The organism is Mesorhizobium muleiense (assembly GCF_900099905.1).
GTDB classification, from domain to species: domain Bacteria; phylum Pseudomonadota; class Alphaproteobacteria; order Rhizobiales; family Rhizobiaceae; genus Mesorhizobium; species Mesorhizobium muleiense.
On sequence record NZ_FNEE01000027.1, the window covers coordinates 65,929 to 81,413 of the forward strand.

The window sequence follows — 15,485 nt, forward strand, 5'->3', positions numbered from 1 at the left end:
GGTATACAGCGCTTCCGGACGCGCGGCACTTTCATTTGCATTTATCGAAGGAAAGGACGGGAGCGCAAGCGCTGCCGCCGCGTGGCTTCGCGACTAGACGGGCCGCGGCGAATGCCACGCCGCCGCCGCAGCGGCAACCAGCATGAGCAGCGCGGCGACCATTGCCGATGCCGCAAAGCCGAAGCTGGAATAAAGCGGTCCGAAGGCCGTGGTGCCGACAAACACCGCGAGATAGGTCACTGCGCTGTTCAGGCCCATGATCGTGCCGCGCCGCGCCGGATCGAGCGCCGAGAGGCGCATCACCAGGACGTTCAGCCCGAAATGATTGGCAAGGCCCCAGAGCGCGACCATCGCGATGGTCAGATGGAAACTACTGCCTGCCGCGGCGAGCGCGACATAAACGGCCGCGACGAGGAGATAGGCGAACGGCATGACACGTCGCGCGCCAAGCCGATCGATCACGCCGTCAAGCAGCGCCGCCATGCCGAAGCCGGCGCCATAGGCGAGCGCCGCCAAGCCGTTGGCGCTGACCGGCCGTCCCAAGCCGTTGTGAAGGTGATCGCCAAGATAGCCATAGACGCCGTAGAAGGCGGTCATGAAGGCGCCGCAGGCGACCAGGAGCGGCACGATGCCGGGAACGGCCAAGGCGCCGAGCGGCGTCGGCGCCGGGCCGCTTTTCCTGACGTCGCTCAACGACGTCAGCGTAAGGCCGGTCAACGCGAGCGCCGCAAGCACCGCAACCGCTGCGAAAACGGCGCGCCAATGGACGAGGTCGGCAAGCACCGCCGACAATGAGACGCCGGCGACCATGCTCAGGGTCCATCCGGTCAGCACGACACCGATGGTTCCACTTTCGCGGCCAGGCGGCGCGATCGCAGCGGCGCTGGCGTAGATTGACGGCATGGCAACGCCGGCGGCGATGCCGGCGAGAAGCTGGGCTGCAACCAGCGTCGTTATCGTCGGCGCGGCGGCGCTGGCGAGAAGCGCGACCGCCAGCAGCAGCAACGCCCCTTGCAGCATGCGGCGGGCGCCGAGCCGATCGATATGGCGGGCCAGGAACAGGGCGCTTGCCGACGTTCCAAGCCCGAACGCAGCGGACGCGATCATGACGGCCGGCACGCTCGTCGCAAACGATGCGGCCACCGCCGGCGCTATCGGACCGAGAACCAGTGAGTTCGAGCCGATCACCGCGATGCATCCGGTCAAGAGATAGGCGAGCGCCGGGATAGGCGGCCTTGCCGTCAATGTTGCGACTTGATCACTGTTCGACATATGCCGATAATCACCGTATTAAATTCTGTATCAATAAGGAATTTCACCATGGATGAAGAAACAGATGGCATTCCGCAGAACAGGCCTGCTGGCCGCGATGTCGACGCGACCGACCGAAAGATATTAGGCGTTCTGGTCGACGACGCCACGGTCAGCTATGCCGAACTCGGTGATCGTGTCGGCCTGTCGCCGCCGGCCGCGCATGAACGGGTGAAGCGGCTTCGGCGCAGCGGCGCCATTCGCAACACCGCGGCGATCATCGATCCCAAGGCGGTGCGCAAGCCGCTGCTTGCCTTCGTGCACATCGACACCAAGGGCTGGGGAAAGACCCCCGAACTGATGGCGATCTCCGAGCACCCCGAAGTCGAGGAGATCCATTCGGTGGCCGGCGACACATGCATGCTGATCAAGGTCCGCACCGAGGACACACGGGCGCTCGAAGGCCTGCTGTCGCGGCTTTATGAAACGCCTGGCGTGACCTCGACGCGAAGCTATGTGGTTCTGTCGACCTATCTCGAGCGGCCGGTGCAGCCTGGGATCACGACCGAATGGCCGGCGCCCCGGCACATGGCCAAGCCGCTGTATTAGCGTCGTCCAGTCAACCAAGCTCCAGGGTGGTTATCGCAAAGACACCTGACTGCGTGAGCTGCGGCGCTTTTCCCCTGTACATTCGAGCCGTCTCGAAGCCCGGTTGAAGGCCAGCGGACGTCAGCCTGGCTGCAAATTGCCCGCTGGTCTCGGGAACGTCGAGATGGACATTTCCGGGTCCGGAGGCGTTGGCGAGTGCCGCGAAAAGGCGGCTTGCCGCGTCCAGGCTGTTGGCAAAGAGCGGACCGATCTTGCAGCCGTCCCGGCATCGGCGCGCGACGCCATAGCCCTCGATGGCGCCATCCCTGACGATCGCAAGCGCGACGTGCGGCGGGCGCAGCCAGTGTTCCAGGAAGGATTGCCGCGGAGCGGGAAAGAACCGGCTGTCGTAGTCCAGGACATCGGCTTCCGGGCCCATGACGCGAATGTCGCTGTCGGCAGTTGCCGGACCGTTCGGCGATCCGACGAACCGGATCGTCCGGTAGACCGGCGCAAAACCCATGCTGCGGTAATTGGCCTGCTGTTCGACGACACCATCGAGGCCGACCGTACGGTCGCCGAGCCGCGCCATGCCGGCGTCCCAGACCGCCTTGCCATGGCCCTCGCCGCGCCTGTCCGGCCGACAGATGTAGAGACCGATGAAGCCGAAATTGTCGCCAAAGGCGACGGCTGAAATACCGGCCACCATCTCGCCATCGACAAAGGCGCCGATGAAGCCCTTTGGATCCGCCGCATGGAACGCCACGGCATCGCCAACACCGGGATTCCAGCCCTCCGCTGCCGCCCAGTCGACAAGGATTTTTACGTCTTCAAGTGCGAGCGTTCTGATCGTTCGGCGCATTGCCTCACTCGGCGGCTACGGTACCGGGGCCGAAGGACTTCAATGCGCCAAGATAGGGCTTTGCCAGCGGGTTTGCATAGGCGCCACGCTTGGACGTCGACAGGCCTAGTGCGATCAGGGCCTCGGCCTGCTTGACCGCGGCGCCGACGCCGTCGATGACCGGAACGCCGAACTCCCGCCGCAGCGCGGCGGCGAGATCGGCCATGCCGGCACAGCCGAGCACGATGGCCTCGGCGCGATCCTCGTCGAGAGCGCGCGCGATCTCGCCGCGCAGCTTCAGGATCGCATCGGAGGTTGGGTCTTCGAGCGCAAGGACCGGAATGTCGGCAGCGCGCACGCGTGCCCGTCCTGCCATGCCATAGCGCTGCACCAGCGCTTCGACCGGCACGTGCGAGCGCTCGGTCGTGGTGACGACGGTGAAGCGCTGGGCGATGAAAGAGGCCGTGCTGAGCGCTGCCTCGCAGATGCCGATGACCGGAATGTTGGCCATGGCGCGCGCCGCATCGAGGCCGGTGTCGTCGAAACAGGCGACGATCGCAGCCTGCGCGCCCGAGCGCTCGCCGGCGGCGATCTCGACCAGAAGGCCCGGCACGGCAAGCGCCTCATCGTAGTAGCCTTCGATCGACACCGGTCCCATCGACGAGGTGACGGCGACGATGTCCGTTCCGGCGGCGGCGACGAGCCGCGCCGCCGCTGCAATGGTTTCGGTCATGCTGGCGGTGGTGTTCGGATTGACGACGAGGATCTGCACTGCGGTTCTCTCAAGCTCGCGGCCGACGGCCGCCGACATAGGCGATTGCGCCGAGCGTCGCCAAAATCACCAGGAAGGAAAATACCGTGGTCACGGTGCCCAGCGCATAGAGCACTGGCGTCGTCACATTCGTCGTCATGCCGTAGATTTCGAGCGGCAGCGTGTTGAACGTGCCCGAGGTCATCAGGGTGCGGGCGAACTCGTCATAGGACAGGGTGAAACCGAACAGGCCGACACCGATCAGGCTGGGCGCGATCATCGGCAGCACGACATGCGCGAAGGTCTGCCAGGAGGTCGCGCCCAAGTCCCGCGCGGCTTCCTCATAGGCCGCCGAAAACCGGTTGAAGACGGCGAACATGATCAGCACGCCGAAAGGCAAGGTCCAGGTCAGATGGGCACCAAAAGCAGAGGTGTACCAGGCGGGACGAAAGCCGATCTGCTGGAAGACGACGCCGATGCCGAGCGAGATGATGATCGACGGCACGACCAGGCTGGCGACTGCCAGATAGAACAGAGCGGTGGCGCCGCGAAATTTTTGCCGAAAGGCAAGACCGGCAAGCAGCGACACGACAACGGTGACGATCATCACCATCAGGCCGAGGATGAAGGAGCGTTTGAAGCTGCCGCCGAAATCACCGACCGCCTGGCGTTCGAACAGATTGGCGAACCAGTGCAGCGAAACGCCGTTCAGCGGAAAGGTCAGCCCGCCGTTCTCGCCCTGGAAGGACAGGATCAGGATCGCCGAGAGCGGGCCGTAGAGAAACAGCACGAAAAGGGCGAAGAATGCCGCCAGCACGTAGAATTCAAGGGTGCGCTTGTCCCGGCTCATCGCCTCACAGCTCCTTGCGGATGTCGACGATGCGCAGGATGCCGGCGACCATCAGCAGCACCAGCACCAGCAGCACGACCGCGTTGGCGGCCGCTGCCGGATATTGCAGCAACGACATCTGGTTCTTCATCATCAGCGCGACGGATGCGCTCTGTCCGCCGGACATCACCTGCACCGTCGAAAAGTCGGCCATCACCAGCGTGACGACGAAGATGGTGCCGATCGCCATGCCGGGCTTGGCAAGCGGGATGACGACGTTCCACAACACCTGCCAGCCGGACGCGCCGGCATCGCGCGCAGCCTCGATCAGCGACTTGTCGATGCGCATCAGCGTGTTGAAGATCGGTGTCACCATGAACAGCGTGTAGAGATGCACCATGGCCAGCACCACGGCGAATTCGGAATAGAGCAGCCATTCGATCGGCTTCGGGATCAGCCCGATCTCAACCAGCGTCGAGTTGACCAGGCCGTTGCGGCCAAGCACCGGAATCCACGAGATCATGCGGATGATGTTGGAGGTCAGGAACGGCACCGTGCAGACCAGGAACAGCACCATCTGCATGGCGGTGGTCCTGATATGGAAGGCGAGGAAATAGGCGACCCAGAAGCCGACGAACAGCGTCAGTGCCCAGACGATACCAGCGTATTTCAGCGTGTTCAGATAGGTTTTCCAGGTTACCCAGGAGCCGAGCGTGTCGGCGTAGTTGATGGTCAGGAAATCCGGATACATCGCAGCGAAATCGTAATCCCAGAAGGAGACCACGGCGATCATCAGGATCGGCAGCAAAAGGAACGCGCCAAGGATCAGCGCCAGCGGCGCCGCCTGGAGGTAGGGGACGAAGCGGGCGACCGAGACGCAGCGGCGTTTGGCCGGTTTTATGGCAGTGGTCGCAGGCTGATCGAGAGCCACAGTCATCCTGAACAGCCTTGGTGCGATGAGAAGCGATTTGCCAGGTTGTGATCCTTCCCACCCCCCTCTGTCCTGCCGGACATCTCCCCCGCAAGGGGGGAGATTGGCAGTTGCGTTGTCGGCGCCATTCTTGCAGTGCCGGCGGTTGGCGAAAGCGGTATTGAGGGCGCAATCTCCCCCCTTGCGGGGGAGATGTCCGGCAGGACAGAGGGGGGTGGGAAGGAGTGAGGCATCTCAGAATGGCTGCACTACGCCGCGATGAATTCGTTCCAGCGCCTCACCATGTAGCGGTCCTCGTCCATGACCGAGTTCCAGCAGGCGACCTTGCCCATGCGCTCGACAAAAGAGCCGCCGTCACGCACCGCGCCCGCCTTCTCCATGATCTTGCCGTCCGGCGCCATGATGTCGCCCTTGGCCGGCTTGCCGTCGACCCAGTAGCCCCATTCGTCCTCGGACATGAACTGCTTGGCCGTATCCATGGCGGCCGAGTAATAGCCCTGGCGGTTGAGGTAGGCGCCGACCCAGCCGGACAGGTACCAGTTGATGTACTCGTAGGCGGCGTCGAGCTCGGCGCCCTTGAGATGCGCTGCCAGACCAAGGCCGCCGCCCCACGAGCGATAGCCTTCCTTCAGCGGCTGGTATTTGCAGGCGATGCCCTTGGAGCGCACCGCCGCGACCGCCGGCGACCACATCGACTGGATGACCACTTCGCCTGAAGCCATCAAATTGACGCTCTCGTCGAACGATTTCCAGAACGCCCGGAACTGGCCGTCCTGCTTGGCCTTGATCAGGAAGTCGATCGTCTTGTCGATCTCCTCCTTGGTCATGTTGCCCTTGTCGGCATATTTGATGTTGCCCATGGCTTCCATGATCATCGCCGCATCCATGATGCCGATCGACGGGATGTTGAGGATGGCGGCCTTGCCCTTGAAGGCCGGATCCATGATGTCGGCCCAGGTGGTGATGTCGCGGCCGACAAGATCGGGGCGAATGCCGAGCGTATCGGCATTGTAGATGGTCGGAACCATCGTCATCCACTGCGTCGGCTGCTTGGCGAAGGTCTTGGCGTCCTGCGCCTCGACGAAGCCGACGGTATGCGGCGCGGTGCCTTGGGCGATGACGCTGTCGGGCGTCAGCTTGCCGGTGATGAACAGCGGTACGATCTTGTCGTAATATTTCAGCTTCTTGACATCCATCGGCTGCATCACGCCGGACGGATAGACCTTCTTGGCGATCCAGTATTCGATGTCGGCGATGTCGTAGCTGTCCGGCTGGGTCACCGCGCGCTGGGCGGCGGCGTCGGAATCGGTCGCAGTCATTTCCAGCGTGATGCCGAGGTCGGCCTTGCACTTGTCGGCAATGGCGTTGAGGTTCGACACGCCGGTGCCGAACTGGCGCAGCGTGATCGGGTTCTGCGCCCAGATCGTCGGGAACCCGGTGATGGCACCCGAACCGGCGGCAAGACCGACGGCGGCAGCACCGGTCTTGAGCAGCGAGCGGCGGGAAATTCCTGTCTTGTTGTCGGTGGTGTTGGTCATGTCAGTTCCCCTGTTTTGTTTGATGGTTCTGGTTCAGGAATCGAGACGACCAAGGACGATCGCGTCCTCGGCGTCCCAGGCGATCGGCACCGCGTCACCGACGGCGACCGGCTTGGCGAAGAAGCTGGTGTCGTCGACGATGACGGTAAAATCCTCAATGCCGGCGCCATTGACCGAGAGTTTTACGGTCGAGCCGCGGTATTCGACGTTGGAAGCGATGCCGGTGAAGCCGAGCCCCGTGGCCAGTGGGTCGCCGATCCGCACATGGTCGGTACGAATGGCGATATCGATCGGCTCGCCGATCGCCCTGCCCTGCCCGCTGGCCGCAAGCGAGGCCCCACCCGGCACATCGAAGACAACCATGCCGTCGCGGCTGCCGCTGACGCGGCCGGAGACGACGTTGTGATCGCCCATGAAGCGGGCGACGAACGCGGTGGCCGGCCGCTCGAAGACGATGCGCGGATGCGCCGCCTGCTCGATACGGCCGTCATTCATGACCACGATCAGGTCGGCGAGCGCCATCGCCTCCTCCTGGCTGTGGGTGACGTGGACGAAAGTGATGCCGAGCGACGTCTGCAGCTTCTTCAGTTCCGCCCGCATGCGGATCTTCAGGAATGGATCGAGTGCCGATAGCGGCTCGTCGAGCAGCAGCGCTTCGGGGTCGGTGATCAGCGCGCGGGCCAGAGCGACGCGTTGCTGCTGTCCGCCCGAAAGCTGCGCCGGGCGGCGGCCGGCGTAGCCCTCCATCTGCATCAGCTTCAGCATATCGAGCGCCCTGGCGCGGCGCTCTTCCTTGCCGACGCCCTTCATCTTGAGGCTGAACGCAACATTGTCGACCAGGTCGAGATGCGGAAACAGCGCGTAGGACTGGAACATCATGGCGGTGCCGCGCCTGGCCGGCGGCAAGTCGGTGACCACCGTGTTGCCGAGACGCACGTCGCCGCTCGATATGCTCTCATGCCCGGCAATCATGCGCAGCGTCGAGGTCTTGCCGCAGCCGGACGGCCCGAGCAGGCAGCAATAGGTTCCCGCGGGGATTTTCAAGCTGATGTCTTCGACGGCAGTCGTTGCGCCATAGATCTTCGAAACGGACACGATGTCGATTTCGGCGGCTTTGGACATCCGGCTTCCTCTCTAAATCAACTTAAGCAAAGCATCATGCATGCCAGTTGCCCCAGATCGGCCTCAAACGATTGATTCCTTGGGAAAATCAGAATTGCCTCCGGCTGCCCCTCGAAACGGCATGCCTGAGAATGCACAAATTATAGGCGATCGCCATCGATTCTCGCAAAAATCGTATGCAATCTTTTCCGGCATCGTATTCACTTTGCCCCTCGTGCAAGCGACCCGATTCAGGGTAGAAAGGCGCAGGGATCACCATCATGAATATAGCCGACCAGACTTTCCCTGCTGTCGACAGTGCCAACGAGGATCGCGCCCAGGCGATCCGCGACCAGTTGCGCGACGCGATCGTCGACCGCCGGCTGGCGCCCGGAACCAAACTGTCGGAAGGCGAGGTCGGCACTTTATTCGATGTCAGCCGCACCGTGGCGCGCGCGGCGCTGCAGATGCTCTCCTTCGAAGGCCTGGTACGGACCGAGCGCAATCGTGGCGCCTTCGTCGCCAACCCGTCGCCGGAGGAAGCGCGCCAGGTCTTCGCTTCGCGCCGGCTGATCGAGCCCGGCATAGCGATTGCGGCAGCCGGGCGGATGACGCCGGACCATGTCGCTGCCTTCAAGGCGCAGCTCGATGAAGAGGGCCGCTTCATTGCCGAACGCGGACCAAATGCAAGACGCTCGGAAATCAAGGCTTCGGGCGATTTTCACCTGCTGCTGGCTTCGGTTGCCGGAAACGCCATCCTCCAGCGCTTCATGGAAGAACTGGTGGCGCGGTCATCGCTGGTGATCGCGCTCTACGGCCGCTCGGGCGTCTCGAGCTGCGGCCATAGTGAGCACATGAATATCCTGGAGGCGCTGGAAAATGGCAATTCCGAACGCGCCAGCGCGCTGATGCTGCATCACATCGATCATATCGAGGCCGACCTCGATCTGCGTGTCAGGAGCGGTCCGGCGCTCAGGCAGGCGCTCGAGTTCTGACGCTCATTTCGACCGGAGGGACGCGAATACCGCGCCCCTCAAAGCCGTTGGGCTCGGACCTTCAGGATCTGGTACAGCAAATCGCGGACGCGCCGCAGCCTCATCGACCACTTCTGGCTCATCTGCTTTCCAGTTCTGTTCGCCGACTGCTTACGTCTCAAAAAGCTTGGGCCGCCATGGCCATTCCAACCAGCGAGGTGGCGATTCCAGCGGTGCGGACCGTCGTCGGCCAACGAGCCAGCTTGACAGCGGACAGAATGCCGATTGCATGCAGCATCGACGTGGCGAGCATGAAGCCAGCGGCGTAGGCGATGCCGCCGGCGCTCTCGGGACTCTCAAGGCCGTGGGCGTTGCCGTGGAAGAGGCCGAACAGGGCCGTCAGTGCCGCCGCGGCGGCCAGCGGCAGCGGGCTGACGAGGCCGACCATGGCGCCGAAGACCACGAGCGACAGCGCGATGCCGGTTTCAAGCGAAGGCAGGCCGATGCCGGCCATGCCGAGAAACGCCCCTGCGACCATGGCCGAGACAAAGAACAGCGGCACAAGGACAATGCTGCGCCCGCCGGCACGGGCGCCGATGATGCCGACCGCGATCATGGCAAGCAGATGGTCCATGCCGAGGAGCGGATGTTGGAGACCGGCGAAAAAGCCGTGGACGTGAGCGCCGCCGCTATGGGCAAACGCCAGCGACGGTGTGAGGGCGGCGAGAGCTGAAAGGATGCCAAATCTTGCCAATGTTTTCATGCTTGCCAATGTTTTCATGCTTGCAAATGTTTTCATGGTTGTACCTGTTCGATGAGAGTGACGGGTTTTGGTTTTCAGTGCCCGGGAACGGCGAATTGCGAAGCGGCGGAGCGGTCTGCGAGGGCGCGCGCCGCGGCGAAGCCGAGCGGCTTTTGCTCAGCGCCATCGTGATAGATGAAAGCGAGGCGGCGGCGATGCGATGTCAGGCGCGCCGGCAGCGGGTGATAGGCGACGCCGGTGCCGCCGACGAGCGGCATGACCGCGCCGACGTCGACCAGATCCTCGGTTTCGACGCGCAAGAGATGAAGCCGCACGCCGTCGGCCCTCTCGCCGACAAAGGGTATGCCGGCCAGACGCAGAAAGCTGGATGGGTCCGGCGCCCGCGCAAAGCCTTCGAGGAAGGCGGTTTCGACAAGATCGAGGTCGACCGATGCGGGATCAACCGGCAACTCGTGAGCCTGCTCCGGCAGATGCGGCGTCTGCCATTGCAGCGGCTTGCCAGCGGGCCCATTGTGGCCGGGGGCGTGCGGATGGTCATGATGACCGTTCGGCCCGTGATGATGGTGGCCGTCGCCATGGCCATGACTGTGGTGATGATCGTCGTGCATGGTCAAAAACTCACCGGTTTGTCGATGATCGATTTGTGCTTGCCGAGATTGCCGTGGGCGACCATGGAGCCGAGCGCTTCGACGACGACACGCACGCCGAACAGCGCGGTGATGTCCGACGTGTCGTAGGGCGGCGAGACCTCGACCACTTCCAGCCCGCAAATGCCAGGCGCCGTCACCAGCCCAAGCAGCTTGAGCGCCTCGCGCGGCAGGAAGCCGCCCGGCTCAGGCCAGCCGGTGCCCGGCACGAAGCCGCAATCGAGGCTGTCGACGTCGAAGGAGATGTAGACGGCGTCGGTGTCCTTCCATGCGAGCTCGAGCGCGATTTCCGCCGCCTTCTCAAGCCCCATCTGCTCGATGTCGGCAATGGTCAGCACGTTGGTGCCGCGTTTTCTCGCCTCGGCGACGCCGTAGCGGGGAACCTGCCAGCCGCCGATGCCGAGCTGCACGAGATTGGTCGCCGAGACATTCGGCAGGTTGGTCGCCCAGTACCAGGGCGTGGTGTGCATGCGCTCGTCGAGATCCTTTTCCTGGATGTCGATATGGCGGTCGAAATGGATGATGCCGATGCGCTTCGAGGTCACGTCGGCGATGCCGCGAACGCAAGGGAAACCGATCGAATGGTCGCCGCCCAGCATGATCGGCAGCGCGCCGGACGAGGCGACATGGCTGACGCCCTTGGTGATCTGGTCAAAACTCTTTTCGAGGTTGGCGGGAATGGTGAAGACGTCGCCGGCGTCGCACAACGTCATCTGCTCGCGCAAATCGACGCCGAGCTCGTAATTGTACGGCGTATAGAGCGCCGAGATGCGGCGAATGCCTTGCGGCCCGAAGCGGGTTCCCGGCCGGTAGGTGGTGCCGCTGTCGAAAGGAATGCCGATGACGGCAGCATCATATTTGCCGACATCGCGGACGTTCTCGACATAGGGCGCCTTGAGGAAGGTGTTGATGCCGGCGAAATGCGGCAGCTCGCCGCGCGCGAATGTCGGGATCGACTTGTCGACGATCGACTCCGATCCCGGCAGGCCCATGTCGAGCGCCCATTGCTGCTCCTTGCGCCAGCCGCTTTCCGGCAGCTTGCCCTCGGCCTCGATGGACTTCCAGCCCTGCGTGCCGCGGGCGTCGAAATCGGGGTGGTGAAAACGCTCCCTGGCCGCCCGGGCGACGAGCCCTGCCCGGCGGTGGCTGCGTTCGGGGATATTTCTGGACATTCAACTCTCCGTTACGACGCCGTCGTCGCCATTGCTGTATCCGGTCGGGTCGTCCCGACCATCGCGGCCACCTTGGCCAAGTGCTGAGAGGAAGCCCGGGTCTTGCGATCGAGCTTCAGATCGTAGGTGATCGTCGCGCCGTAAGCCGACGGGAACTGCGGATCGTGGCGCACCTTGTCGAAGACCAGCACACGGGTGCCAAGCTTGAAGGCTTCGCCGATATCGTGGGTGACCAGCACCACCGTCATGCCGTGCTCGGTCCACAACTCGGTCAATAGCTCGTGCATCTCGACGCGGATGCCGGGATCGAGCGCCCCGAACGGCTCGTCGAGAAGCAGGATCTGCGGACGGCCGAGCAAGGTCTGTGCAATCGCCAGCCGCTGCTGCATGCCGCCGGAGAGCGATGCCGGATAGAGGTCGCGCGCATGGGCAAGGCCAACCCGCGCCAGCATGGCCTCGGCCTGTTGCCTGGCGTTTCTGCGCCTGGCGCCGAAGACGCGGCCAAACGGCCCGCCCGAGCGAAAGTCTTCGACCAGCAGCAGGTTCTGCATGGCGGTCAGATGCGGAAACACCGAATAGCGCTGGAAGACGATGCCGCGCTGCGGCGTCGGCTCGGGCACGATCGGGCCATCGCCGACGATGACGACACCGCTGCTCTGCTGCTCCTGGCCGAGCAGGATGCGCAGGAACGTCGATTTTCCGCAGCCGCTGGCGCCGACCAGCGACAGGAATTCGCCGGCTTCGGCGGTGACGTTGACCCGCTCGAGCACGCGGGCATCGCCATAACTCTTTTCCAGCCCGTGAACGACGATGCGGCTCATCTGGCCTCCACCGGATGCGCCCAAGGGGAGATTGCCCGCGACAGCCGCACCAGCAGCCAGTCGGTAATCACGGCAAGCAGCGTGATCCAGGCGACATAGGGCAGGATGACGTCCATCGAGAGATAGCGGCGGACGAGGAAGATGCGGTAACCCAGCCCTTCGGTCGAGGCGATGGCTTCGGCGGCGATCAGGAACAGCCAGGCCGGCCCGAGCGCCAGCCGCACGCAAGTGAGGAGGCGCGGCATGATCTGCGGCAGCACCAGCCGCAAGACCATGGTCCAGCTGTTGCCGCCAAGCGTTTGCGCCTTGGCCACCAGTTCTGGTGGCAGTTCCATCACCCGGTTGGCGATGTCGCGCACCATCACCGGCGCGACGCCGACGGCGATCAGCGTGATCTTGGCCGTTTCGCCGAGGCCGAGCGCGATGAACAGGATCGGCAGCAGCGCCAGCGGAGGGATGACGCAAACGACGGTGACGAAGGGCAGCAGGAACGCCCGCACCCGCGGGATGAAGCCGATGGCAATGCCGAGCGAAAGCGCGGCGACCGTGGCAACGCCCACGCCCGCGAACAGCCTGAGGAGACTGGCATAGGTGTCGACCCACAGGATGAGGTCGCCCGAGCGCTTGTCCGGCACCGTGGCAAGGTCAAGAAAGGCCGACCACATCTGTACCGGCGAAGGCAGCAGCTTGTCGCTGGGATTGACCGCCAGTCGTTGCGCCGAAGCGAAGAGATAGGCGATCGCCACGAACAGGAACGGCAAGCCGCCGAGGAACAAGGCGCCGCCGCGCGAAACCTTCGCATTGATCATGCGAAGGCGCACCCTCGGCTTTGGCCGGGAAGGGCGCGTGGTGCCCTCACCGCCCGTCGCGGAGGCTTCATCCCTGGCACTCATTCCCTTGGCCAGCATGTCGGGTCAGGGCGTTGCGGTTGCCGCCTCGGCCATGAACGCTGGATCGAAACGCAGCTTGACGTTGTTGGCGTCGCCCAGCGTCGATCCGTCGGCAAAGCTCATGCCGACCACGTCGACACTCGTCGCATTGGTGCCGAGAATGCCGTGGCTGAACAGGAAGTTGCGGACCAGATCCATCGTCTTCGGCAATTCGCTGCCATTGGTGAACTCGACCGCCTTGGCGGGGTCGAAGAACATTGCCGTCGAGGCAAGCTGCGCGTCGAAGCCGGCGAGGTCGGTGCCGGACGCCTTGGCCATCTCCTCCTTGGCTGCCTTGCCTTCCGGCGTGTCGGAGGTCATCAGGTCCATCACCTCGTACCACGCGCCGACAAGCGCCTTGCCCAATTCCGGATTGTCCTTCAGCGTCTCGGTGTTGACGACCATCATGTCGATGATCTCACCGGGAATCTGCGCGGAATCGAAAACCTTGTGCGCACCCGGCATGGCGACGATCTCGGAAACCAGCGGGTTCCAGGTAACGACCGAGGTGACGTCGCTGGTGCCGTAGGCGGCGACCATGTCGGCGTCGGACGTGTTGACGACGGTGATGTCCTTCTCGGCGAGCTTGACCGTGTCCAGTGCCCGCGCCAGCAGGTAATGCGAGACGGAGAGCTCTACGAGATTGACCTTCTGGCCGGCAATGTCGGCGAGCGCGGCCTTGTCCTTGAGGATCACCGCATCGTTGCCGTTGGAGAAGTCGCCGATGATCAAGGCGGTGGTGTCGACGCCGCCGCCTGCGGGGATCGACAGCGCGTCCATGTTGGTCATCGAACAGCCGTCGAAACCGCCGGCGGTGTACTGGTTGATGCTTTCGACATAGTCGTTGATGCGGGTGATCTCGACATTGATGCCGTTCTTGTCTGCCCATTTCTTCATGATGCCGCTGTCGGAGAGATAGCCCCACGGCATCCAGCCGACATAGATCGACCAGCATATCTTGAAGTCTTTCTTGGGCGCCGCGTCGGCAGCGGAAACGATGGGAAGGCTGAGTGATGCGGCTAGGATGATTGCGGCCAGCTTGCGAAGCATTGCGTACCCCTGTTCGCGATCCGGATTGCGTCCGGACTTTATGTTGGGGTTTGCGGAGCGCGCATCCGGGAGAGGTTCGCGCCAGCAAACCCGTGCAGGGTTCTCCCGGGATTTTGGCCCGCCGTGTTCCGCCGGATGCCTCAGTGCATCCCTGGCGGTCGCATCTCTTGGACCAGCACCGCTGTGTTGCGGCCGGAACCCTAGACGCTCTGCACATCACCAACGATGCAAGGAGCATGCCAATGCCGAACAGGCCAAAAAGGCCGGCATTTGTGGACTGTGCGGCTTCGAGCGTTCGCACAAGTGACGCGAAAATCATCGCATCGCCGACGGATTGGGCAGTTTGCCTGATTGCTAGTGGTCAAAATCTGACGCTTGCTTCCGGGGCCGTTAGCCCCCTCAGGGTGGGAAGGAGACCTAACTCACCAGCTCTCCGACGGCGCGTGTGCGCCAGGAGTGGTCCTTCAAGCCGCTGTTATGGAACGACCTGTGTGGGGCCGGAAGGAGACTGGCAGGTTCTGGAGAGCGAGGCCAAGAAGGCAGACTTACGCGGTAAGCCGCGCCGGGCATCCGGTGAATCACAGCTTCAGAGGCGTGTCTTGGAAGTATTTTCCGGGAGAGGCACCGAAGGCCGCCCGAAAAACCGCGATGAAAGCGCTGGGGCCTGAGTAGCCGAGTGCAAAAGCGATGTCGCCGACGCTTCGGCCACCGGCAAGCCACTCCACCGATTTCAGCAGTTTCGCCTGCTGTCGCCAGGCGCGGAAACTCATCCCTGTCTCAGATTGGAAGTGACGCTGGAAGCTACGTGGGGACATGGCCGCACGTGACGCAAGCTCATCGAGGGGCCAATCTGCTCCCGGCTCATTCCGCATGTCTGCGGCGATGTCCCGGAGGCGTTCGGATGCCGGCAACGGGAGAGACAACGGTGCGACCGGACTCGTCTGGAGCTGGTCGAGAATGACTGCCACAAGTCGTTCGGCGCGGAGGCTGCCCGCATCCGCGCGAGGTATTTCCAGAAACGCCAGGATTAGCTCGCGCAGGAGCTGCGTCGTACCGATCACGGAGACCTCCGGTGACAGGCTCGCCACCGCGTCGGGGCGGAAAAAGAGATAGCTGCGCTCCGTCTCCTGCAGGTAGGTTACCTCGTGGAGGACCCCGGACGGCACGAACACGGCGCGTTCGGGCGGGATGATGAAGTAACCCCGCTCGGTCTCTAGCCTCAACGATCCCCGCACGATCTGGAAAAGCTGCGCCCGGTGGTGCGTATGAAAAGCGTAGGTCCGCCCGGCGGGCTCTGCT

16 protein-coding genes and 1 riboswitch are annotated in these 15,485 nt (G+C 63.6%); of the genes, 2 read left to right on the plus strand and 14 right to left on the minus strand.

Features of this window, described 5'->3' with window-relative positions; all coding sequences use genetic code 11:
- Positions 1-93: 93 nt before the first annotated feature.
- The gene (locus BLT09_RS29275) at positions 94-1,272 is read right to left on the minus strand and encodes an MFS transporter (protein ID WP_091599916.1); all 1,179 of its coding nucleotides are present in this window, start codon (positions 1,270-1,272) and stop codon (positions 94-96) included.
- A gap of 48 nt (positions 1,273-1,320) precedes the next feature.
- Here BLT09_RS29275 and BLT09_RS29280 point away from each other — a divergent pair, with 48 nt between their 5' ends.
- On the plus strand, positions 1,321-1,860 hold the full coding sequence (locus BLT09_RS29280) for an Lrp/AsnC family transcriptional regulator (RefSeq protein WP_091599919.1): 540 nt from the start codon (positions 1,321-1,323) through the stop codon (positions 1,858-1,860).
- Between the two features lie 10 nt (positions 1,861-1,870).
- Here BLT09_RS29280 and BLT09_RS29285 read toward each other — a convergent pair whose 3' ends face one another.
- From BLT09_RS29285 to BLT09_RS29315, 6 genes are all read right to left on the minus strand, one after another.
- Positions 1,871-2,701, minus strand: coding sequence for a GNAT family N-acetyltransferase (locus tag BLT09_RS29285; RefSeq protein WP_091599921.1), 831 nt, complete (start codon positions 2,699-2,701; stop codon positions 1,871-1,873).
- A gap of 4 nt (positions 2,702-2,705) precedes the next feature.
- Positions 2,706-3,491, minus strand: a complete 786-nt coding sequence (locus tag BLT09_RS29290; protein ID WP_091599922.1) for an aspartate/glutamate racemase family protein — start codon at positions 3,489-3,491, stop codon at positions 2,706-2,708.
- The gene (locus BLT09_RS29295; protein WP_091599924.1) at positions 3,463-4,281 is read right to left on the minus strand and encodes an ABC transporter permease; all 819 of its coding nucleotides are present in this window, start codon (positions 4,279-4,281) and stop codon (positions 3,463-3,465) included. Before BLT09_RS29295 ends, BLT09_RS29290 begins: the two co-directional genes overlap by 29 nt.
- A gap of 4 nt (positions 4,282-4,285) precedes the next feature.
- A complete protein-coding gene (locus tag BLT09_RS29300) occupies positions 4,286-5,197 on the minus strand; it encodes an ABC transporter permease (RefSeq protein WP_091599926.1) in 912 nt (303 codons plus the stop codon).
- A 242-nt stretch (positions 5,198-5,439) separates the two neighbouring features.
- Positions 5,440-6,729 (minus strand): ABC transporter substrate-binding protein, encoded by a 1,290-nt coding sequence (locus BLT09_RS29310; RefSeq protein ID WP_027152544.1) that lies wholly within the window; start codon positions 6,727-6,729, stop codon positions 5,440-5,442.
- A 33-nt stretch (positions 6,730-6,762) separates the two neighbouring features.
- Entirely contained in the window at positions 6,763-7,851 is a 1,089-nt protein-coding gene (locus tag BLT09_RS29315) for an ABC transporter ATP-binding protein (protein WP_091599929.1), read from the minus strand.
- 260 nt (positions 7,852-8,111) lie between these two features.
- Between BLT09_RS29315 and BLT09_RS29320 the strand changes: the two genes are divergently transcribed.
- On the plus strand, positions 8,112-8,825 hold the full coding sequence (locus BLT09_RS29320; RefSeq protein WP_023800160.1) for a GntR family transcriptional regulator: 714 nt from the start codon (positions 8,112-8,114) through the stop codon (positions 8,823-8,825).
- A 157-nt stretch (positions 8,826-8,982) separates the two neighbouring features.
- On the opposite strand, the gene BLT09_RS29325 is transcribed toward BLT09_RS29320, so the two are convergent.
- From BLT09_RS29325 to BLT09_RS29355, 7 genes are all read right to left on the minus strand, one after another.
- A complete protein-coding gene (locus BLT09_RS29325; protein ID WP_236473078.1) occupies positions 8,983-9,558 on the minus strand; it encodes a HupE/UreJ family protein in 576 nt (191 codons plus the stop codon).
- Positions 9,559-9,641: 83 nt separating this feature from the next.
- Entirely contained in the window at positions 9,642-10,175 is a 534-nt protein-coding gene (locus tag BLT09_RS29330; RefSeq protein WP_091599933.1) for a hypothetical protein, read from the minus strand.
- A 2-nt stretch (positions 10,176-10,177) separates the two neighbouring features.
- Complete coding sequence (locus BLT09_RS29335) at positions 10,178-11,386, minus strand: agmatinase family protein (RefSeq protein WP_077381532.1); 1,209 nt, start codon at positions 11,384-11,386, stop codon at positions 10,178-10,180.
- 11 nt (positions 11,387-11,397) lie between these two features.
- Positions 11,398-12,207: an ATP-binding cassette domain-containing protein gene (locus BLT09_RS29340; protein WP_091599935.1), complete on the minus strand. Its 810-nt coding sequence runs from the start codon at positions 12,205-12,207 to the stop codon at positions 11,398-11,400.
- Positions 12,204-13,016 carry an ABC transporter permease gene (locus BLT09_RS29345; protein ID WP_091599937.1) on the minus strand — a complete coding sequence of 271 codons (813 nt, stop codon included), beginning with the start codon at positions 13,014-13,016 and terminating at the stop codon, positions 12,204-12,206. The genes BLT09_RS29340 and BLT09_RS29345 overlap by 4 nt, the downstream gene beginning before the upstream one ends.
- 105 nt (positions 13,017-13,121) lie before the next feature.
- Entirely contained in the window at positions 13,122-14,186 is a 1,065-nt protein-coding gene (locus tag BLT09_RS29350; protein ID WP_091599939.1) for a putative urea ABC transporter substrate-binding protein, read from the minus strand.
- A 100-nt stretch (positions 14,187-14,286) separates the two neighbouring features.
- A riboswitch (guanidine-I (ykkC/yxkD leader) is annotated at positions 14,287-14,401 on the minus strand.
- Between the two features lie 363 nt (positions 14,402-14,764).
- A partial coding sequence (locus BLT09_RS29355; RefSeq protein WP_091599941.1) for an AraC family transcriptional regulator occupies positions 14,765-15,485 on the minus strand: 721 nt, incomplete at its 5' end.